This is a genomic window from Tessaracoccus massiliensis (assembly GCF_000826065.2).
In the GTDB taxonomy this organism is placed as follows: Bacteria; Actinomycetota; Actinomycetes; order Propionibacteriales; family Propionibacteriaceae; genus Arachnia; species Arachnia massiliensis_A.
The window spans coordinates 375321-395116 of sequence record NZ_LN623541.1 but is presented as its reverse complement, the minus strand read 5'-3'; the positions used below and the strand labels follow the sequence as shown (position 1 = coordinate 395116).

General features: G+C 69.1%; 19 protein-coding genes and 1 tRNA gene. 14 read left to right on the top strand and 6 right to left on the bottom strand.

What is annotated here, in order from left to right; translation table 11 throughout:
- Positions 1–148: 148 nt before the first annotated feature.
- Complete coding sequence (locus tag BN1186_RS06180; protein ID WP_139650894.1) at positions 149–1105, top strand: hypothetical protein; 957 nt, start codon at positions 149–151, stop codon at positions 1103–1105.
- Between the two features lie 3 nt (positions 1106–1108).
- Here the strand turns inward: BN1186_RS06180 and serC are convergent, their stop codons facing one another.
- Positions 1109–2209 carry a phosphoserine transaminase gene (serC, locus tag BN1186_RS06175; RefSeq protein ID WP_082031133.1) on the bottom strand — a complete coding sequence of 367 codons (1101 nt, stop codon included), beginning with the start codon at positions 2207–2209 and terminating at the stop codon, positions 1109–1111.
- Between the two features lie 84 nt (positions 2210–2293).
- Between serC and BN1186_RS06170 the strand changes: the two genes are divergently transcribed.
- From BN1186_RS06170 to BN1186_RS06140, 7 genes are all read left to right on the top strand, one after another.
- Entirely contained in the window at positions 2294–3418 is a 1125-nt protein-coding gene (locus tag BN1186_RS06170) for an N-acetylglucosamine-6-phosphate deacetylase (protein ID WP_040283240.1), read from the top strand.
- Between the two features lie 84 nt (positions 3419–3502).
- The gene (locus BN1186_RS06165; protein ID WP_040283376.1) at positions 3503–4192 is read left to right on the top strand and encodes a metal-dependent transcriptional regulator; all 690 of its coding nucleotides are present in this window, start codon (positions 3503–3505) and stop codon (positions 4190–4192) included.
- Positions 4185–4937, top strand: coding sequence for a class I SAM-dependent methyltransferase (locus tag BN1186_RS06160; protein WP_040283239.1), 753 nt, complete (start codon positions 4185–4187; stop codon positions 4935–4937). Before BN1186_RS06165 ends, BN1186_RS06160 begins: the two co-directional genes overlap by 8 nt.
- Positions 4938–5071: 134 nt before the next feature.
- Positions 5072–5425, top strand: a complete 354-nt coding sequence (gene trxA, locus BN1186_RS06155; RefSeq protein WP_040283238.1) for a thioredoxin — start codon at positions 5072–5074, stop codon at positions 5423–5425.
- Positions 5426–5731: 306 nt separating this feature from the next.
- Entirely contained in the window at positions 5732–7372 is a 1641-nt protein-coding gene (locus tag BN1186_RS06150) for an NAD(P)-binding protein (protein ID WP_040283375.1), read from the top strand.
- Complete coding sequence (gene nifJ / locus BN1186_RS06145; RefSeq protein ID WP_040283237.1) at positions 7369–10953, top strand: pyruvate:ferredoxin (flavodoxin) oxidoreductase; 3585 nt, start codon at positions 7369–7371, stop codon at positions 10951–10953. Before BN1186_RS06150 ends, nifJ begins: the two co-directional genes overlap by 4 nt.
- Positions 10950–11963 (top strand): dihydroorotate dehydrogenase-like protein, encoded by a 1014-nt coding sequence (locus BN1186_RS06140; protein WP_040283236.1) that lies wholly within the window; start codon positions 10950–10952, stop codon positions 11961–11963. The genes nifJ and BN1186_RS06140 overlap by 4 nt, the downstream gene beginning before the upstream one ends.
- Here the strand turns inward: BN1186_RS06140 and yidD are convergent.
- On the bottom strand, positions 11960–12265 hold the full coding sequence (yidD, locus tag BN1186_RS06135) for a membrane protein insertion efficiency factor YidD (RefSeq protein WP_218975409.1): 306 nt from the start codon (positions 12263–12265) through the stop codon (positions 11960–11962). The two genes, BN1186_RS06140 and yidD, sit on opposite strands and share 4 nt — an antisense overlap.
- A 113-nt stretch (positions 12266–12378) precedes the next feature.
- On the opposite strand from yidD, the gene BN1186_RS06130 reads away from it, so the two are divergent.
- From BN1186_RS06130 to BN1186_RS06115, 4 genes are all read left to right on the top strand, one after another.
- Positions 12379–12454: transfer RNA gene (locus BN1186_RS06130), tRNA-Arg, on the top strand.
- A gap of 115 nt (positions 12455–12569) precedes the next feature.
- Entirely contained in the window at positions 12570–12863 is a 294-nt protein-coding gene (locus BN1186_RS06125; protein WP_425471477.1) for a DUF2249 domain-containing protein, read from the top strand.
- A gap of 47 nt (positions 12864–12910) precedes the next feature.
- Positions 12911–13321: a hemerythrin domain-containing protein gene (locus tag BN1186_RS06120; RefSeq protein ID WP_218975408.1), complete on the top strand. Its 411-nt coding sequence runs from the start codon at positions 12911–12913 to the stop codon at positions 13319–13321.
- Positions 13322–13336: 15 nt separating this feature from the next.
- Entirely contained in the window at positions 13337–15931 is a 2595-nt protein-coding gene (locus BN1186_RS06115; protein WP_040283234.1) for a multicopper oxidase domain-containing protein, read from the top strand.
- 50 nt (positions 15932–15981) lie between these two features.
- On the opposite strand, the gene BN1186_RS06110 is transcribed toward BN1186_RS06115, so the two are convergent.
- Complete coding sequence (locus BN1186_RS06110; RefSeq protein WP_040283233.1) at positions 15982–16434, bottom strand: hypothetical protein; 453 nt, start codon at positions 16432–16434, stop codon at positions 15982–15984.
- Between the two features lie 83 nt (positions 16435–16517).
- On the opposite strand from BN1186_RS06110, the gene BN1186_RS06105 reads away from it, so the two are divergent.
- Both BN1186_RS06105 and BN1186_RS06100 read left to right on the top strand, forming a co-directional pair.
- A complete protein-coding gene (locus BN1186_RS06105; RefSeq protein WP_040283232.1) occupies positions 16518–17897 on the top strand; it encodes a UTP--glucose-1-phosphate uridylyltransferase in 1380 nt (459 codons plus the stop codon).
- Positions 17887–18228, top strand: a complete 342-nt coding sequence (locus BN1186_RS06100; protein WP_040283231.1) for a hypothetical protein — start codon at positions 17887–17889, stop codon at positions 18226–18228. The genes BN1186_RS06105 and BN1186_RS06100 overlap by 11 nt, the downstream gene beginning before the upstream one ends.
- 55 nt (positions 18229–18283) lie before the next feature.
- On the opposite strand, the gene mscL is transcribed toward BN1186_RS06100, so the two are convergent.
- The 3 genes from mscL to BN1186_RS06085 all read right to left on the bottom strand — a co-directional run bounded on the left by mscL (position 18284) and on the right by BN1186_RS06085 (position 19782).
- Entirely contained in the window at positions 18284–18658 is a 375-nt protein-coding gene (gene mscL / locus BN1186_RS06095; RefSeq protein WP_040283230.1) for a large conductance mechanosensitive channel protein MscL, read from the bottom strand.
- 146 nt (positions 18659–18804) lie between these two features.
- A complete protein-coding gene (locus tag BN1186_RS06090) occupies positions 18805–19428 on the bottom strand; it encodes an SAF domain-containing protein (protein WP_139650889.1) in 624 nt (207 codons plus the stop codon).
- Positions 19429–19491: 63 nt separating this feature from the next.
- The gene (locus tag BN1186_RS06085; RefSeq protein ID WP_040283229.1) at positions 19492–19782 is read right to left on the bottom strand and encodes an FmdB family zinc ribbon protein; all 291 of its coding nucleotides are present in this window, start codon (positions 19780–19782) and stop codon (positions 19492–19494) included.
- Positions 19783–19796: the final 14 nt, after the last annotated feature.

The window sequence follows — 19796 nt, the reverse complement described above, 5'->3', positions numbered from 1 at the left end:
CCTGCGCGTAATATCGACGCAGTGAATCCGAAAAGTCGTCGCCTGATCGTCACGGGGGTCCTGCTGGCCCTCGTGCTGCTGGCCGTCGCCAGCGCCATCTGGGGCGGTCAACCGTGACGCTGCGCAACGCCCTATGCTGGGGTTCCTCATGAAGCTCCTCTCCCGAAGCGCCGCTACTGCGCTGGCTGGCGGCCTGGCCCTCGCCACGGCCGTGCTTCCCGCGTTGGCCGAGGAGATCCCCGTCCCCGAGACGGCCACGCCCGCCGTCGGGATGGCCTTCGATCCCGGCAACGAGGAACTCTGGCTCGCAGGGCCGGCAGCGGACGACGGCCAGTTCGTCAACGCGGACGGCTCCAAGGAAGTCACCCTCGGGGCCGACATGGTCTCGGTGCAGGCGCTGGCCTGGTACGGAGGCCGCCTCTGGGTGGGCGACATCGGCGACACCCCCGCCCAGCGTGAATTCATCGTCGTCTACCGGCTCGGCTCAACGGAGGGCGAGCGCAGCACCTACCACGCCTACGACTTCCAGTACGAGGACGGCCCGCACGACGCCAAGGCCATGCTCATCTCGGGCCGCGGCAACATCTACATCGTCACGGCGGACGAGAACCCCGGCGTCTACCGCGTCAGGGGCGAAGCCACCCGCGACCGGATGAACACCCTCGTGCGGGTCTACGACGCCCCGGCCGGCGTCACCGACGGGGTGTTCCTCAGCGACGGCTCCACCATGGCGCTGCGCACCGCCACCGGCATCGAGTACATCGACGCGCTGGCCTGGGAGCCTCTGGTCACCGACACCCTCGTCGGCGCCCCGGAAGGGGAATCCCTCGCGCTCGGGGCGGATGATCAGTTGTTCGTCGGCGGCAACACAGCAGTCCGCACGGCGAAGGTACCCGGCGCCGACGTGACCACCACCGTCGCTCCCGAGGCGGTGGCCACGCCCACGCCGACGCCCACCGAACCGACGGTGACGCCCACCGAGACGGCCGAGGCCAGGCCCGCCGAGGAGCAGGGCCCCGCCCGCGCCGGAACCATCACGGCCCTCGTCCTGGCGGGCGCGGTGGCCGTGGCCGCGGGGGTCGTCACCTACCTCTGGCGCACCTGAACCTCAGAGCCGCTCGATCACGTAATCGAGGCACTGCGTCAGCGCCTCCACGTCCTCCGGATCGACGGAGGCGTAGCACCCCACCCGCAACTGGTTGCGGTTCAGCGCGCGGTACGGGTCGACGTCGACGATCCCGTTGCGGCGCAGCGTCGCGATGAGCTGCTTGGCATCGACGCTGTCGTCGAGGTCGATGGTGGCCACCACCGGGGAGCGGTGCGCAGGATCCGGCACGAAGGGCGACGCGAAGCTGCGGTTCTCCGCCCAGTCGTACAGCGTCTGCGTGGAACGACGGCAACGCGCGGCCACCTCGTCCATCCCGCCGAGTTCCAGCATCCAGCCCAGCTGATCCTCCAGCAGGATGAGGGTGGCCAGCCCGGGCGTGTTGAGCGTCTGGTTCTTGCGGGAGTTGGCCACCGCCACGCTGAAGTCGAGGATCTCCGGGAGGTAGCGGCCCTGCGCCTTGATCCGCTCGGCCCGCTCGATGGCGGCCGGCGAGGCGAACGCCAGCCACAGCCCGCCGTCGGAGGAGAAGTTCTTCTGGGGGGCGAAGTAGTACACGTCCGTCTCGGCGATGTCGGCGTCGATGCCACCGGCGGCCGAGGTGGCGTCGATCAGCACCAGCGATCCGTCGCCGCCGCGCCGCTCGACGGGGGCCGTCGCCCCGGTGGAGGTCTCGTTCTGCGCCCAGGCGTGCACGTCGGCATCCGCGCAGTGTGGCAGTGCGATCCCGCCGGCCTCCGCCTCGAACAGCATCGGGTCAGCCAGGTGCGGTGCGCGGGCTGCGGCGCGGGAGAACTTGCGGGAGAACTCGCCGAACACGCCGTGTGCGGAGCGCTGCTCGATCAGTGAGAACACCGCCATGTCCCAGAACAGGGAGGCGCCGCCGTTGCCCAGCACCACCTCGTACCCGTCCGGGATGCGGTACAGCTCGGCCAGCGACCGCTGCACCGTGGCCACCAGATCACGTACCGGGGCCTGCCGGTGGGAGGTGCCCATCAGGTCTGAGCGCATCGCGAGGTAGTCGAGCGCCTCCGGGCGCACCTTCGCCGGGCCGGAACCGAACCGGCCGTCGCCGGGGAGCATGTCGTCAGGGATCCTCACCATGGGGGCCATCTTCTCACTTCAGCCACGCTGCGCGTTTGGGGGTTCACCGTCGAGCCCCGGGCGAGGTGGTGATTGGATGGGGGCATGCAGATCAAGGTTGCCCACGCAGTTACTCCCAACGGCGTCATCGACGACGCCGTGGTCACCGTCGACGGTGACCGCATCGTCTCCATCGAGCCCGGCGGCGGGGGAGAGGGCACGCTGTGGGCGGTGCCCGGGTTCGTCGACACGCACTGCCACGGCGCGGTGGGCGTCGCGTTCGGCAACCCGGACCGTGAGGCCAACATCAAGGCCATCAACTACCACCGCACGCAGGGCACCACCACGATCATCGCCTCGACGGTGACCGAGCCCATCGAGAAGCTCGAGGAGCAGGAGGCGGTGCTGCGCGGCCTGTACGAGGACGGCGAGATCGCCGGCATCCACCTCGAGGGCCCGTTCCTGGCGGAGGAGAAGAAGGGCGCCCACGACCCGTCGCTGCTCTGCGACCCTGAGCCCGAGTTCGTCGAGCGACTCATCGAGGCTGGCGGCCCCGCGTTGAAGATGATCACCATGGCGGTGGAGCGTGCCCACTCCGAGGAGGCCACGCGCCGCTTCGTCGAGGCGGGCGTGCACGTCGCCTTCGGCCACTCCAACGCCGACGATGTGGTCACCGCGCAGTCCATCGGGTGGGGCGCCGACATCGCCACCCACCTGTTCTCCGCCATGCGCTCCATCCACCACCGCGAGCCCGGCCCCGTGCCCGTGCTCCTGTCCGACGAGCGCGTGATGGTGGAACTGATCTGCGACGGCATCCACCACGCCCCGGTGATCGCGGCCATGTCGATCGACGCAGCCGGGCCGGGGCGCGTCGCGCTGGTGACCGACGCGATGAGTGCCACCGGCATCGGCGACGGCGAGTACCTCCTGGGTGAACTCAAGGTGGAGGTCAAGGACGGCACCGCCCGCCTCGTCACCACCGACGGCAGCCAGGGCGCCATCGCCGGCTCCACCCTCACCATGGCCCGCGCCTTCGAGTTCGTCGTCCAGGAGGTGGGCGTCTCCATCCCCGACGCCGCCCTGATGTCGGCCACCACGCCGGCGAAGTGGCACGGTATCCCCGACGTCGGCGAACTCGCGCCCGGCAAGTTCGCCGACGTCTGCCTGGTCGACGACGCCGGCGTGCTTCACGGCGTCCTGCGCCGCGGCGAGTGGGTCGTCGCCCCCTGAGACTGGTTCGCTGCAGGGTCGCGACGTTCGCGGGCCACCGACCCAGCGTGCGGGATAGGATGAGCCGCGAAGGAGGTGGCCGCATTGAGCGACCTGATCGACACCACGGAGATGTATCTCCGCACGGTCTACGAACTCCTCGAAGAGGGCGTCCAACCGCTTCGGGCCCGGATCGCCGAGCGCCTGCACCAGTCCGGCCCCACGGTGTCGCAGACGGTGGCGCGGATGGAACGCGACGGGCTGCTCGTCGTTGAGGAGGACCGCACGATCAAGCTCACCCGCACCGGGGCCAAGCTGGCCCGTGAGGTGATGCGCAAGCACCGGCTCGCCGAGTGCCTGCTCACTGAGGTGATCGGCCTGGAGTGGGAGAAGGTGCACGACGAGGCCTGCCGCTGGGAGCACGTCATTTCCCTCGATGTGGAGAAGCGCCTCGTGGAGATCCTCGATTCGCCCACCCGCTCGCCCTACGGCAACCCCATCCCCGGGTTGCGCGAGTTGGGCGTCGACATCGACCACACCCCCTTCCGCGACGGCGCGGATCCGCTCACCGATCTGGTCTCGGAGGAACCCCGGCGGTTCTGCCTGCAGCGGATGAGCGAGAATCTCCAGGCCGATGCCGAGATGATCGGCGAACTGGCGCTGGCCGGCTTCGATGTCGCCACGTCGTTCGAGGCCGTCCGCATCGGAGGCGTGGTGCGCATCACGTTGGGCGACCGCGTCGTCGATGTGCCCCCTGCCGCCGCCGAACTGATCTTTGTGAGCCCTGATGAGTGACGTCGACGGCGTGCTGAAGTGGTTCGGGGGCCGCCAGCCCGGCGCCATGGAGAAGGTGCTCTCCCGCGCTTATGGCGGAGACCGCACCCCGTACGAATGGTTGGCCAGGGCTGTGTCCGCCTCTGCCGCGACGGTGCTCGACCTCGCGTGTGGCGCCGGTGCCATGGTGGAGCGGCTGCAGAAGCCCGGGCGCCTCGTCGTCGGCCTCGACCGCTCCGAGGCAGAGCTACGCGAGGGCCAGCGACGCGGCCGTGAGCCGTTCGTGCAGGGCCACGCATCGTATCTGCCGTTCGCCGACGGCAGTTTCGACGCGGTGGTGACCTCGCTGGGTATCTCTGTGGTCGCTGACCGCCCGCGCTTCCTCGCCGAGGCCGCACGCGTGTTGCGCCCCGGGGGCGTGTTCGCTGCGCTCACGCCGTCGCTGCGGCCGGCCAACATCGAGGACCTGAGGATCGTCAGCCGGCTCGGTGGTCACCTGCGCACGTCGCCGCACCTTCCGGGCGTGACCGAGTTCAAGGCCAAGCGCGCGCTCGGCGAGGTGGGCCTCACCCTGGCCGAGGACAAGCGGGCCAAGTACTACTACGAGCTGGCTGACGAGAAGGACGCCGAGGACTTCCTCGCCGGCCTGCGCGCCCCCGTCGACGCGGCACGCACCGCCGCCACGCTCGACTTCCTGGCCCAACGCCTGCAGATGGGCCCGGTGAAGCTGCCGCTGCCGATGCGTCGGATCATCGCCATCAAATAGACCCCGCTGGTGGCCCCGGGCCGCGGAAGCGTGGGCCGTCGCGGCGCAAGCCGGGGTAGGGTCGGAAGTGACAGGCGGAATAACCCGTAGGTACAACGCGTTTACCGTGAGACAACACGAGAAAGGGGTCTCCCATGGCGACCACCGACCTGACCGCTGAGAACTTCGAGAGCACCGTCAAGGACAACGAGATCGTCCTGGTGGATTTCTGGGCCGATTGGTGCGGCCCGTGCAAGCGCTTCGCGCCCATCTACGACGAGGCCTCCGGCCGGTACGACGATGTGGTGTTCGCGAAGGTCGACACCGAGGACGCCCGAGATCTCTCCGCGGCCCTCGAGATCCAGTCCATCCCCACCATCATGGGCTTCAAGTCCGGCCAGCTCGTCTTCCGCCAGGCCGGCATGTTGAGCGGCAAGCAGCTCGACTCGGTCATCGAGCAGATCCGCGACCTCGATATCGAGGCTGCGCTGGCTGAGCAGCAGAAGTAGCCACTGACGCGACGGGCCCCGGGGAGATCCCCGGGGCCCGTTCGCGTGCTGCGTCGGCCGTCGGAGTTGTCCACGAACTGCGAGCCCGCTCCCACGATGAGCAATTGGATGGGGTCACGGCCGCAGGACCTGTGTTTTACGGCGTGTCGCGACCGTGACCCCATCCAATTGCTCACGGTGGTTGCCAGGCTCGGCGTTTTTGCGGCTCACGGTGGTTGCCAGGCTCGGCGTTTTTGCGACACCCCCTCCCCGCAGGTGATACCCCCCACCCCCTACTATGGCGAGTAGTTACGGAAAGGGACGATGATGACCTCCGAGCGCAGGGATATGACGGTCCAACCGGATCTGAGTGCGAGCCAGGGGCGTGTGGCGCCGGTGCGCTCTCGTCGCCCCATCTATCTCGACATGTTGCCGCCCTGCAACGCCGGTTGCCCGGCGGGGGAGAACATCCAGGAGTGGTTGCGGCTCATCAAGGCAGGGCAGGCCGAGGCCGCCTGGCGGCAGTTGGTTGCCGACAACCCGTTCCCCGCCGTCCACGGCCGCGTCTGCTACCACCCGTGCGAGACGGCCTGTAACCGCAAGGACCTCGACGCGGCGGTGAGCATCCACTCCGTCGAGCGCTACCTCGGTGACCTCGCCATCGACAACGGCTGGCAGTTCCCCAAGCCGCGGCGTCGCTCCGGCCGCCGAGTGCTGGTGGTGGGTGCGGGCCCCTCCGGGCTCTCGGCCGCCTACCACCTGGCCAGGCTCGGGCACGAGGTGGAGATCTTCGATGCGGGCGACCTGCCCGGTGGCATGATGCGCTACGGCATCCCCGAGTACCGGCTCCCGCGCGACGTCCTCGACGCCGAGATCGACCGTCTCCGCGAGCTGGGTGTCGCGTTCCGGCAGAACAGCCCGATCAAGGACCTCCTGGCCACGCAGGCCGAGGGTCGCTTCGACGCGGTGTTCGTCGCCGTCGGCGCTCACATCTCCAAGCGGGTCGACATCCCCTCGAACGACGCCTCCCGCGTGGTCGACGCCGTCAGCTTCCTGCGCGACGTCGCCTCGGGCGAGCGCCCCGTCATCGGCCGCCGCGTGGCGGTCTACGGCGGCGGCAACACCGCCATGGACGCCGCCCGCGTCGCCCGCCGCCTGGGCGCGGAGGAGTCCGTGGTCGTCTACCGCCGCGCGCAGGAGCACATGCCCGCGCACGCCGAGGAACTCGAGGGCGCCCAGACCGAGGGAGTGAAGATGAACTGGCTGCGCACCATCAAGGAGATGCACGACGAGGACCTCACCGTCGAGATCATGGAGATCGACGAGGACGGCAAGGCGCGCGGCACCGGCAGGTTCGAGAAGCTCGCCGCAGACACGGTCATCCTGGCCCTCGGCCAGCGTGCTGACACCGAGTTCCTGCGCGCCATCCCCGGCATGAGTTTCCACGACGACGTGGTCGACGTCGACCCCCACTCCCTCATGACGGCGGTGCCGGGCATCTTCGCCGGCGGCGACGCCGTGCCGTCGGACCGCACCGTCACCATCGGCACCGGTCACGGCAAGAAGGCCGCCCGCCGCATCGACGCCTACCTCAACAACGAGGAATGGGTCCCGCCGCTGAAGCACCCCGTCGTCACCATCGACCAGATGAACCTCTGGTACTTCGGCGACCACGGCCGGCGTCAGCACGAGGAGGCCGAGGTCGAGCAGCGGATGGAGGGCTTCGGCGAGATCGTCTCCGGCCTCACGGACGAGGAAGCCAACTTCGAGGCGCAACGCTGCCTCAGTTGCGGCAACTGCTTCGAGTGCGACGGCTGCTTCGGCGCCTGCCCCGAAGATGCCGTGATCAAGCTGGGCAAGGGTAACCGCTACCGGTTCGACTACGAGTTATGTACGGGCTGCGCCACCTGTTACGAGCAATGCCCGGTGCACGCCATCGAGATGATCCCCGAGGGAGGAGCCCGATGAGCGACAACGGGACCCAGGCCATCATTGATGGCAACGAGGCGGCGGCGGACGTCGCCTACCGCGTCAGCGAGCTGTGCTCGATCTATCCCATCACCCCCAGCTCCACCATGGCCGAACTGGCCGACGAGTGGATGGCGCAGGAGCGGCCCAACATCTACGGGATCGTGCCCACCGTCATTGAGATGCAGTCCGAGGGCGGTGCCGCCGGCGCCATGCACGGCGCCCTCCAGGGAGGTGCGCTGTCGACGACCTTCACCGCCTCGCAGGGTCTCCTGCTGATGATCCCCAACATGTTCCGCATCGCGGGCGAGCTCACCTCCACGGTGTTCCACGTCGCCGCACGCTCCCTGGCCACGCAGGGCCTGTCCATCTTCGGCGACCACCAGGACGTCATGGCCGTGCGGCAGACGGGCGTGTGCCTGCTGAGCTCCGCGTCGGTGCAGGAGGCTCACGACATGGCCGCCATCGCGCACCAGGCCACGCTGCGCACGCGCCTGCCGTTCGTGCACTTCTTCGACGGCTTCCGCACCTCGCACGAGCTCAATACCATGACGCGGATCACCGACGACCAGCTGCGCGCCTACATCCCCCGCGATCTGGTGCTGGAGCACCGCGGCCGCGCACTCAGCCCCGCCAACCCGTTCATCCGCGGCACGGCGCAGAACCCGGACACCTACTTCCAGTCCCGCGAGACCTCCAACCCGTTCTACAACTGGGTGCCCAGCGTCCTGGAGGACGCCATGCGGCAGTTCGAGGAGCTCACCGGCCGCAGCTACGGGCTGGTGGACTACCACGGCGCCGAGGATGCCGAGCGCGTCGTGATCATCATGGGCTCCGGCATCGAGGCGGTCACGCCCGTGGTCGACGCCCTCAACGCCGACGGCGGGCGCGTCGGCGTGATCCAGATCCGGCTCTACCGCCCGTTCCCGACGGAGGCGCTGCTCGCGGCGCTGCCCGCGAGCGTGCAACGCATCGCCGTGTTGGACCGCACGAAGGAGCCCGGCGCCTCCGGCGAGCCGATGTTCCTCGACGTCAGCTCCGTGCTGGCCGAGGCCGTCGCCGACGGCCGCCGGGAGAAGCTGCCGTTGATGATCGGCGGGCGCTACGGCCTGTCATCGAAGGAGTTCACGCCGGCGATGGTCAAGGCCATCTTCGACGAGTTGGGCGCCGAGCGGCCGCGGCCGCGGTTCACCGTCGGCATCAAGGACGACGTGACGCACCTGTCACTCGACTACGACGCGGCCATCGACTTCGAGGACCCGGAGACGCTGCGCGCCGTGTTCTACGGCCTCGGCTCCGACGGCACCGTGGGCGCCAACAAGAACACCATCAAGATCCTGGGCTCGTCGGGAGACCTGTTCGCGCAGGGCTACTTCGTCTACGACTCCAAGAAGTCCGGCTCGCGCACCGTCTCCCACCTGCGCTTCGGCCCCAACCCCATCAAGGCGCCCTACCTGGTCAACCAGGCCGGGTTCATCGGCTGCCACCACTGGTCGATCCTGGAGCGCGTCGACGTGCTCGAGTTCGCCCGCCCCGGCTCCACGCTGCTGCTGAACTCGCCCTACGGCCGTGACGAGACGTGGCACCACCTGCCCAAGCCCATGCAGGCCAAGATCATCGAACTGGGCATCAACGTCTACGCGATCGACGCCAACAAGGTGGCCCGCGCCGCCGGTCTCGGCAGCCGCACCAACACCATCCTGCAGACCTGCTTCTTCGCGATCTCCGGGGTGCTCGACCGCGAGACGGCCATCGGCAGGATCAAGGACGCGATCTCGAAGACCTACGCCCGCAAGTCGGCCGAGGTGGTGCGCAAGAACCACCTCGCCGTCGACTCCGCGCTGGCGGATCTGTACCAGCTGGAGATTCCCGCGGACGCCAGCTCCGAGCGTGGCTTCATCCCGCCGGTGCCCGACGGCGCCCCGAAGTTCGTCCGCACCGTCACCGCCACGATGCTGGAGGGCAAGGGCGACGATCTGCCGGTCTCGGCGCTGCCCATCGACGGCACCTACCCGTCGGGCACCACCAAGTTCGAGAAGCGCAACATCTCCGAGATCGTGGCCGAATGGGACGAGGAGGCCTGCATCCAGTGCGGCAACTGCGCGTTCGTGTGCCCGCACGCGGTGCTGCGCGCCAAGTCGTACCCCACCACCGAGTTGGAAGGCGCGCCCGACGGCTTCCTCAGCGCCCCGCTGAACGCCGCCGGCCTGCCGTCGACCAGCTACACGCTGCAGGTCTACGTGGAGGACTGCACCGGCTGTGGGCTGTGCGTGGAGGCGTGCCCGGTCAAACCCATCGGGCAGCCATCGCGCCGCGCGGTCAACCTGGTGCCCAAGCTGGAGCGGGAGAAGGACATCGAGGCGGTGGACTTCTTCGAGAAGATCCCCGTCAACGAGCGCGCCAACGTCGACTTCGGCACCGTGCGCGGCACCCAGTTCCTGGAGCCGTTGTTCGAATTCTCCGGCGCCTGTGCCGGCTGCGGCGAGACGCCGTACCTGAAGCTGCTGAGCCAGCTGTTCGGTGACCGCGCCACCATCGCCAACGCGACGGGGTGCTCGTCCATCTATGGAGGCAACCTGCCCACCACGCCGTGGGCGAAGAACGCCGACGGCCGCGGCCCGGCCTGGTCCAACTCGCTGTTCGAGGACAACGCCGAGTTCGGCCTGGGCATCCGCCTGGCCGCGGACCTGCACGAGCAGTTGGCCCGCCGTCGGCTCGTGGAACTGCGCGACCAGATCGGCGACGACGAGCTCGTCGACAAGATCCTCCATGCCCCACAGCGGCAGGGCTCCGAGATGGCCGAGCAGATGGAGCGGGTCAAGGCGCTGCAACCGCTCATCGCCGGGCTGGAGGGCACCGCGGCGGAGGATCTCCGCTCGGTGGCCGACCACCTGGTGCGGCGCTCCGTGTGGATCGTGGGCGGCGACGGCTGGGCCTACGACATCGGCTCCGGCGGGCTCGACCATGTGCTCGCCAGCGGGCGCAACGTCAACATCCTGGTGCTCGACACCGAGGTGTACTCCAACACCGGCGGGCAGGCGTCGAAGTCGACGCCGTTGGGCGCGGTGGCGAAGTTCGCCTCCGGCGGCAAGCTGACCAACAAGAAGGACCTGGCGCTGCAGGCCACGGCCTACGGATCGGTGTACGTGGCGCGGGTGGCGATGGGCGCGGACCCCCAGCAGACGCTCAAGGCGTTCCGCGAGGCGGAGGCCTACGACGGGCCCAGCCTGATCATCGCCTACAGCCACTGCATCGCCCAGGGCTTCGACATGCGCAAGGGCCTCGACCAGCAGTACAAGGCCGTCAACTCCGGCCACTGGCCGCTGATGCGCTACAACCCCGTCATCCGCGACGCGGGCGGCAACCCGTTCCTGCTCGACTCCCCGCGGCCCCGCGTCACGCTGGCGGAATACCAGGGCTCGGAGCTGCGCTACCGCGTGCTGCGTGCCGCGGATCCCGAGGAGGCCGACCGGCTGCTGTCCCTGGCGCAGGCACAGGTGGACCGCCGCTGGGGCGAGTACGAGGAGCTCGCCGCCCGCCGCGCGGATGACTTCGCCGAAGACCCCAGGAGGGACTCATGACCGACCTGACCACCACCTACCTGGGTCTGGCGCTGCGCAACCCCGTCGTCGCCTCGGCCGGGCCGCTGTCGCAGACGGTCGACGGGATCCGGGAGTTGGCCGACGGCGGCGTGGGTGCCGTGGTCATGTACTCGCTGTTCGAGGAGCAGATCCGCCGCGAGGCAGAGGCCGACGCCGTGATGGAGGAGATGTACGAGGATTCCTATGCGGAGGCCCTGAGCTACTTCCCGACGGTGGCGACCGAACGCAAGGACGCCAGCCACGCCTACCTCAAGCTGGTGGAGGAAGGCGCCAAAGCCATCGACGTGCCGCTCATCGCCTCCCTCAACGGCGCCTCCATGGGCGGCTGGACGCAGAAGGCGCGGCAACTGGCCGACGCCGGCGCCGCCGGCATCGAGCTCAACATCTACTTCGTGCCCGGCGACATCACCATGCCGGGTGCGGCGGTGGAGGAGCGGCACCTCGAGATCGTGGCGGGCGTCAAGTCCGCCGTCGACATCCCGGTGGCGGTGAAGCTGAGCCCGTTCTTCTCATCGGTGGGCAACATGGCGCAGCGCCTCGACGACGCGGGCGCCGACGGCCTGGTGCTGTTCAACCGCTTCCTGCAGCCCGACATCGACGTCGACCGGGTCACCGTTGAATCCGGGGTGTCGCTGAGCACGCCGAACGAGGCGCGGCTGCCGCGCACCTGGATCGCCGTGCTGCAGGACAGGATCCGGGGGTCGCTGGCCGCGACCACCGGGGTCGACACCGCCGAGGATGTGGTCAAGTACATCTTGGCGGGGGCCGATGTGGTGATGACCACGTCGTCGCTGATCCGCCACGGCGCCGCTCACGCCCAGACCCTCGTCGACGGGCTGGCCGCGTGGCTGCAGGCGCGTGAGCTGACTCTGGAGAAGGCCCGCGGCCTGCTCGCTGTGCCCGCCGACGCACCTGCGGATGCCTACGAGCGCGCCGGTTACGTCTCCGCCCTGGAGAAGGCGAAGAGCACCTACGGCTCGCTGCGCTAGAACTTGAAGGGGATGGGGATCCCGCCGCAGCAGCAGATGCCCTGCGCGGCCTGCGGGCCGGAGCGCAGCGCCGAGGCGGCGCGCCCGCACGCGACGAACTGACGCAGAGTGGGCAGGAGGGCGCCGAGCACGCCTCGTTCAGCGACCAGCGTACGGATGATCGCCGAGCAGGAGCGGGCACCGTCGGCCGCCAGGTAGGCGCACGTGAATCCCTTTCGCGGGGAGAGGTGGCGCTGGTACGCGCCGATGGCGGCGTCCACCGCGCGACGCGGTGTCTGGGTGAGCCAAGGCATCGTGATCATCCGGTCACTGTAGCCCTGGCCAGGCCCTTTGACTACGCCCTTGGCGGTGTCACCTGGTGCGCGTGGGTGCCGCCATGCGCTCGGGTGCGCATCCCGGCTATCCTGATCTGGTTGGCCCCGTAGCTCAGGGGATAGAGCACCGCTCTCCTAAAGCGGGTGTCGTTGGTTCGAATCCAACCGGGGTCGCCATCTGGTCCCTGAGCGTCGCGCCCGCGCGACGACGAAGGGCGCCCGCAGCACACACTCCCCGCGCAACCGGAGGATGAGCCGACCCCGATAATTAATACAAACTAATCGGAGTAAGATCGCTGGCATGATGGAACTCAACCTCACGCCCACTGCAACCTCGTGCGGCTGCGGCGGCCACGACGACGCCCTGCCGGAACTCGACGCCCGCGTGATCCCGCACGCCATCCGGCACGCCGCGATCCACGGCGTCGTCGACTCGCTGCAACACGGCTCCGCCTTCGTGCTCGTCGCCCCGCACAACCCGCTCCCGCTACTGCAGCAGATCTCGGACCGCCACGGCGACGACATCCGGGTCAGCTACGTGCAGGAGGGCCCGGAGGCCTGGAAGCTCAAGCTCGCGCGCGCCTGATGTGCAGCTACTGCGGGTGTGACTCCATCACCGTCATCGGGCGGTTCATGGAAGAGCACGTAGAGATCATCAACGCCTCGGGCGAGTTGCGGCGCGCCGTCGAATCCGACGGCGAGGTCGCCGCTGCGGCAGAGCGGTTGGGCTCGCTGCTGCACCCGCACACCGCCACGGAGGAGGCGGGGCTCTTCAGCGTGATGAAGGGCCTCGACGAGTACCACGACCACATTGAGACCCTCTGCGGTGAGCACCGCACCCTCGACGACCTGCTCGACGCCATCGCCGCCGGGAACCACTCCCTGATGGACGAGTTCGACGTCGCTCTGCGCGAGCACATCCACAAGGAGGACAACGGGCTCTTCCCAGCCGCGGCCCTCGGCCTGGACGGGGACCACTGGACCCGGATCGACGACCTGACCCATGAGCATGACCATGCCGCCGGCAACGCCCATCACCACTGATTCGCAGGTGCGCTCGTGAGGGGGCGTCGCTCGCTGCGCGACTTCACCACCCTGATCTGGCTGGTCGCAGCCGCCGTCGTCGCCGTCATCCACCGTTGGGTGCCGGAGGCCACCTGGCTGATGGTCCACCTCATCGCGTTGGGCGCCATCACGCACTCGGTGATGGTGTGGAGCGCCCACTTCACGGCCGCGCTCCTCAAGACCCGGCCCGACGACAGCGCGCGAAAGGTCGCTGACGTGCGGCTCGGCGTGCTGGGCATCGGCGCGCTGCTGGTGTTCATCGGCGTGCCGACGGCGACGTGGTGGCTGGTGCTCATCGGCGCCCTTGCCGTCTCCGCGGCGGTGCTCTGGCACGCGCTCACCCTGGCTCGGGACCTGCGCGGCGCGCTGCCCGGCCGTTTCCGGGTCTCGATCCGCTACTACATCTCCGCCGCGTTGCTCGTACCCATGGGGGCGGGCCTGGCCTGGGGGCTGGGGGACCGGTGGCACGCCAACCTGCTGGTGGCCCACACCATGACGATGATCCTCGGCTGGGTGGGGCTCACCGTGGTGGGCACCCTGGTCACGTTCTGGCCGACGGTGCTGCGCACCCGCATGGATGACCGTGCTGAGAAGTTAGCCAGGCAGGCGCTGCCGATCTTGCTGGGCGGGCTCGCGGTGATCCTCGGCTCCTCCCTGGCCGGGTGGCGGCCGCTCGCCGCCGTCGGCATCGCGGTCTACGCCGTCGGCCTCATCTGGTTCGGCCGCTGCCTCATCGCGCCCACCCGCAAGCGCCCGCCGCGGGAGTTCGCCTCGGCTTCCATACTGGCCGGCTGCGCTTGGGCCTGTGTCGCGCTCATCGCCACCGCGGTGCACGTGTGGCGGACCGACGACCTCGGCCTGGCCACGAACTACACCCTGCTCGCCGGGATCTGGGTGGTGGGCTTCCTGCTACAGATCGTCACCGGGGCGCTGAGCTACCTGCTGCCGTCAGTGTTGGGTGGCGGGCCCCGCGTGGTGCGCGCCGGCGCCGCGCACTTCGACAGGTGGGCGGCCCTGCGGCTCGCCGTGATCAACGGCGGCCTGGCGCTGTTCCTGTTGCCGCTGCCCGGATGGGCCAAGGTCACCGTCTCGACGATGGTGATGGCGGCGCTCGTGCTGTTCATCCCGCTGATGCTCGCCGGCATCAAGGCCTCCGTGCGCGAGAAGCGCGCGGCGATGAGGGGCGAAGAACCTGTCCTGCCGGCCGAACGTCGCAACGCGCTGACGGGCGCCGGGTTCGCGGCGGGCGTCGCCGCGCTCGCCGTCGCGGTCTCGGTTGGCTTGGGGATCGACCCGGGAGCGGCTGGCCTGGCCCAGCCCCGGGCCGAGGCGCCGGCGGTGGCGGCCACCGGCCGGACGGTGCGCGTCGAGGTGGCCGCACGCGGGATGCAGTTCGAGCCCAGCTCCATCGAGGTGGACCCCGGCGACCGGGTCATCATCACACTCACCAACCACGACGTCACCAATGTGCACGACCTGATGATCGGCCCGGTGCGCACTCCGCGCCTCGCAGCTGGGGAGAGCGCGGAGCTGGATCTCGGCGTCGTCGGGCAGAGCGTCGAGGGTTGGTGCACCGTGGTGGGGCACCGCCAGATGGGCATGACCTTCGACGTGGTCGTCGGCGACGTTGCCCCCGCGTCCGCTATCGCCACGGAGGGGCCGGGCGGCCATGCCGGGCACGGGCCCGCCGTCGGGGATCCGGAGGCGGAGCTTGGCCATGTCGTCGACCCGGTGGCGCCGCGGCTCAGCGACGCGACGGTGCACCGCCACGAGTTCCGCGTCACGGAGGAACCCCTCGAGGTGGCGCCGGGGCTGTGGCAGCGGCGTTGGACGTTCAACGGCCAGAGCGTGGGGCCGACGCTGCGCGGCAAGGCGGGCGACGTCTTCGAGATCACGCTGGTCAACGACGGCACCATGGGCCACTCCATCGACTTCCACGCCGGGGACGTCGCGCCCGATGAGCCGATGCGCACCATCGCGCCCGGCGAGTCCCTCGTGTACCGCTTCACCGCCAACCGCGCCGGGGTGTGGCTGTACCACTGCTCGACGGCGCCGATGAGCGCCCACATCGCCGCCGGCATGCACGGCGCGGTGATCATCGAGCCCGAGGAGGGGCTGCCGGAGGTGGACCGTGAGTACGTCGTCGTCCAGTCCGAGGTGTTCACCGACGACGCGGCCAGTGCTGAGGACGCGACGGACATCGACCCCGCCAGGGTCGCCGACGAGCGGCCCGACCGGGTGGTGTTCAACGGCATCGCCAACCAGTACGACCAGCAGCCGTTCGAGGCGAAGGTGGGGGAGAAGGTGCGGTTCTTCGTGGTGGACGCCGGGCCCAACCGGGCCTCGGCTTTCCACGTCGTGGGTGGCCAGTTCGACACCGTCTACCGCGAGGGCGGCTACCAGTTACTCGACGGCGTCGACGCGTTCGGCAACGCGGGCGGGGGGGCGCAGGCGCTGGCGCTGCAGCCCGCCGAGGGCGGGTTCGTGGACCTCACGTTCACGCAGGCCGGCCACTACCCGGTGGTGAGCCACATCATGGTCGATGCCGAGCGTGGCGCGCACGGCATCGTCAAGGTGACCGGACCCTGATCTGCCGGGGTACAGATGGCTGACCGGCTGCGGGCCACGCTCGGGGACAGTCAGGCCGCGTTGCTGAACTCGCCCAACTCGGAGATCTCGGTGAGTTCGCCGTCGAGCGAATCCCCGGCGACGGCGGGGACGCCGCCGAGGTCCACCAGGAAGCCGCCGGGGAACTCCTCGGCCAAGAGGTCGGCGAGGCGCTGGGCGGTGCGGGAACGGGCGTCGAGTTCAGTGTCGGCGGGCAGCGGCTCGAGCGCGTCGACGTCGCCGAGCAGGGCGCTGAGGTGGTCGTCGAGGATGGGGTGGTCGCCCGCTGTGGCATGGTCGCCAAAGACGTTGAGTTGGGCGCGCACCACCTCGACGGCGGGCAGCAGGGTCTCAGGGTTGGACGTCAGCACGGTGGCGCGGGTGCCCAGAGCGGGGAAGGTGGCTTCGTAGGGGAGGAGCGTCATGATTGCGGGTCCGTTCTCTTCGTTGATGTCCTCCAGATAACCGGCACATCCTGTGCACATGCTGTGACTCCTCTGGGGGCTGAATATGAGCCTGTTCCCTCGGGCGGTTAGGATCGTCCTCGTTACCTAGGAAGGGATTCGTCGTGTCCGAAGCAGGCCTGCAAGCAGCCCGCCAGAAGATGATTGACGCCGGTGTCGCCACCCCGGCCATCGAAGTGTTCACCCGCTTCTACCAGCTCCTCGAGTCCGGTGAGACGGGCGTCATCCGTGAAGACACCATCGAGCCGCTGCTCGACCCGCCGATGCTCACCGACGTGGACATCACCGACGCGCAGGCGCGCGACGCCATCGGCAAGACCGTCATCATCAAGCTCAACGGCGGCCTCGGCACGTCGATGGGCCTCGACAAGGCCAAGACGCTGCTGCCCGTGCGCGACGGCCAGAACTTCCTCGACCTCATCGTCAAGCAGGTGCTGGCCGCCCGCGAGCGCTACGACGCCCGCCTGCCGCTGCTGCTGATGAACTCGTTCCGCACGGAGGACGACACCCTCGCGCACCTGGCCCGCTACCCCGAGCTCGCCGTCGATGACCTGCCGCTGAGCTTCATGCAGAACCAGGAGCCCAAGCTCCGCGCCGACGACCTCACCCCGGTGGAGTGGCCGCAGGACCCGACGCTTGAGTGGTGCCCGCCCGGCCACGGCGACCTGTACCCGGCGCTCGAGGGCTCTGGCGTGCTCGACGAGCTGCTCGAGGCCGGTTTCCGCTACGCGTGCGTCTCCAACGGCGACAACCTGGGTGCCGCGCCCAACGCCACGATCGCGGGCTGGTTCGCGCAGTCCGGCGCGCCCTACGCGGCCGAGCTGTGCCGCCGCACCATCAACGACAAGAAGGGCGGCCACCTCGCGGTCCGCAAGGCCGACGGCCAGCTCATCCTCCGCGACACCGCGCAGACCGCGCCGGAGGAGATGGACTACTTCACCGACGAGCACCGCCACCCCTTCTTCCACACCAACAACCTGTGGTTCGACCTCCAGGTACTCAAGGACACCCTCGTGGAGCGCAACTCCGTGCTGGGGCTGCCCCTCATCCGCAACGAGAAGACCGTCGACCCCACGGATTCGTCGTCGACGCCCGTCATCCAGGTGGAATCCGCCATGGGCGCGGCCATCGAGGTGTTCGAGGGCGCCACCGCCATCTGCGTGGGCCGCGACCGCTTCCTGCCGGTCAAGACCACCAACGAACTGCTGCTGCTGCGCTCGGACGTCTACAGCCTCACCGACGAGGGCAAGCTCATCGCCTGCACCGACACCTCGCCGGAGATCAGCCTGGATTCGCGTTACTACAAGACGGTGCAGAAGTTCACCGAGCGCATCCCCTCGGCCCCGTCGCTGCGGAAGGCGACGTCGTTCCGGGTGGAGGGCGACTACGTCTTCGGCCGCGGCGTCGTCGTCAAGGGCGACGTCACCCTGCCGGATGAGGGTGAGGCCCAGATCATCGAGGATGGCGCCAAGCTTGACGGCTGATCCGCTGGCCGCGGCTCTCGCCCTCGCCCTGACGGGGGAGGATCTCGCCGTCGGCCCGGTGGAGAGGCTGGCCGACGACCTTGCCGCGCTGGGTTACCCGGCCGATCGCCTCGTGGAGTTGCGCCATGAGGCTCAGCGGGCTGAGCGTCCGTGGCCGTTCCCGGTTCCGCTCGAGGTGCGCCGTGCGGTGGGTTTCGCCCGCTTTGATGCGGCCTTGGCCCGGGCCCGGGAGTCTCTGGGCCTCACCGGGCTGGTCCGCTCGCTGCCGGTCGAGCGGCCGCTGAACCGGGACGAGCAGCGGCTCGTCGCCGACCGCCCGCCGCACTGGTGAATGCGAAACGGGGCGCCTCCCGAAGGAGGCGCCCCGTTTGCGGGTCGACCGAAGGTCAGAGGGTGGTGGTGCCGCGTGCCTTGAGGACGTCGCGGATCTCGCCGAGGAGTTCCTCGGTCTTGGTGATCTCGGGGGTCTCTTCGCCCGCCTTGGAGAAGCGCTCCTTGGCCTTGGTGTAAGGGAGGATGACGCCGAAGTAGACGACGGTGGAGATGATCAGGAACGCGATCAGCGCGGTCAGGAAGGAGCCGACGGAGACGCCGGCCGGCTTCCAGGAGGAGAAGTCAGGGGTGCCGCCGAGCTTGCCCAGCAGATCCATGAACATGGCGGTGAACGTCTCAACGACGGTGGCGAATGCAGCGCCGACGACGAACGCAACGGCAAGCTCGATGAGGTTGCCGCGCATCAGGAATTCTTTGAAGCCCTTCATAGCTCTTCAAACTTTCTGTGTTCCGCACCCTCGTGCGGGAAGTTCTTATGGCCGTGCTGCGGTGGCAGCAAGGCGCGGTCGGTGCGACCGGTAGAAACTATAACTTTCAAATACCTCGCTGCCAAAACGTCCACAGTAGTCCCTTGTCACAAGCCCCCCAGTACCACCCGGATTCCGCCGTCCTGACCGAGCGTGGCGACCATCGGTGCGTCGGAGGCGGGCACGTCCACGAGGATCAACGAGCCTGGCTGCGTACTGGGCATGGACAAGGGCGAGGACCCGCCGGCCGGGGTGGACAGCACACCCACTCTCGCGTCCGACGTGAGGACGGTGGCGTCCTCAAAACCGGTGGCGATCAGCGTGATCCGGTCCCCAGGGTGGAGCAGGGCGCGCAGCCCTTCGTCGCGAAGCGCGATGGGTACCAGAGCGCGGCCCGGCTCGGTGCTGCGGCTGGTGGCGAGCAGCGCAGGTTGGAGGATGCTGCCCTCACCCAGCGCCACGGCGGTGCTGCGGCCCACCAGATCGGTGGTCTCGGTGGGGGCGCCGTCGGGGACTGCTTCTGGTGGGAACTCAGCGACGAGCAGGTCAGCCGCGGTGAGGGTGTGGCCGGCGGGCAGGGCCGCGGCAACCGTGACGGCAGGCACGGTGGGGCCTTCGGGCGCTGCCAGCGCATTGCCCAGCATCAGGATGGAGACGGCCGCAAGTGCGGCGCCCACCAGCCGCCGGTGCCACGAGACCCAATTGACGGTGGCGTTGAGGAGACGCTTCATGCCCACCACTCTGGCCGGTGGGCACCCCGATCCCCCGTTATCCACAGAAACCGGTGGTGAGGATCAGACGGACTTGGCCTCGGACTTCGCTGCCGGCTTCGATTCGGTCTTGGCGGCCGGCTTCGATTCGGTCTTGGCGGGCTCGGCCTTCTTCTCCTTCGCCGCGGGCTTCGAGGAGGTGCGGCTGTCGGTCTTGTAGAAGCCGGAGCCCTTGAACACGACGCCGACCGCGCTGTAGACCTTGCGCAGCTTGCCCTCGCATTCGGGGCAGACGGTGAGCGGGGCGTCGGTGAACTTCTGGACGACCTCGAGGTCTGTGCCGCATTCGGTGCAGCGGTACTGGTAGGTGGGCATTGACTTCCTCCGGG

Coding starts and splice junctions, on each gene's coding strand:
- yidD (WP_218975409.1), bottom strand. CDS start 12,265: ATGATCACGATGCCTTGGCTCACCCAGACACCGCGTCGCGCGGTGGAC.
- BN1186_RS06085 (WP_040283229.1), bottom strand. CDS start 19,782: ATGCCCACCTACCAGTACCGCTGCACCGAATGCGGCACAGACCTCGAG.
- trxA (WP_040283238.1), top strand. CDS start 5,072: ATGGCGACCACCGACCTGACCGCTGAGAACTTCGAGAGCACCGTCAAG.
- BN1186_RS06160 (WP_040283239.1), top strand. CDS start 4,185: ATGAGTGACGTCGACGGCGTGCTGAAGTGGTTCGGGGGCCGCCAGCCC.
- BN1186_RS06110 (WP_040283233.1), bottom strand. CDS start 16,434: ATGTGCACAGGATGTGCCGGTTATCTGGAGGACATCAACGAAGAGAAC.
- serC (WP_082031133.1), bottom strand. CDS start 2,209: ATGGTGAGGATCCCTGACGACATGCTCCCCGGCGACGGCCGGTTCGGT.
- BN1186_RS06120 (WP_218975408.1), top strand. CDS start 12,911: ATGGAAGAGCACGTAGAGATCATCAACGCCTCGGGCGAGTTGCGGCGC.
- mscL (WP_040283230.1), bottom strand. CDS start 18,658: ATGAAGGGCTTCAAAGAATTCCTGATGCGCGGCAACCTCATCGAGCTT.
- BN1186_RS06090 (WP_139650889.1), bottom strand. CDS start 19,428: ATGAAGCGTCTCCTCAACGCCACCGTCAATTGGGTCTCGTGGCACCGG.
- BN1186_RS06140 (WP_040283236.1), top strand. CDS start 10,950: ATGACCGACCTGACCACCACCTACCTGGGTCTGGCGCTGCGCAACCCC.
- nifJ (WP_040283237.1), top strand. CDS start 7,369: ATGAGCGACAACGGGACCCAGGCCATCATTGATGGCAACGAGGCGGCG.
- BN1186_RS06180 (WP_139650894.1), top strand. CDS start 149: ATGAAGCTCCTCTCCCGAAGCGCCGCTACTGCGCTGGCTGGCGGCCTG.
- BN1186_RS06150 (WP_040283375.1), top strand. CDS start 5,732: ATGACCTCCGAGCGCAGGGATATGACGGTCCAACCGGATCTGAGTGCG.
- BN1186_RS06170 (WP_040283240.1), top strand. CDS start 2,294: ATGCAGATCAAGGTTGCCCACGCAGTTACTCCCAACGGCGTCATCGAC.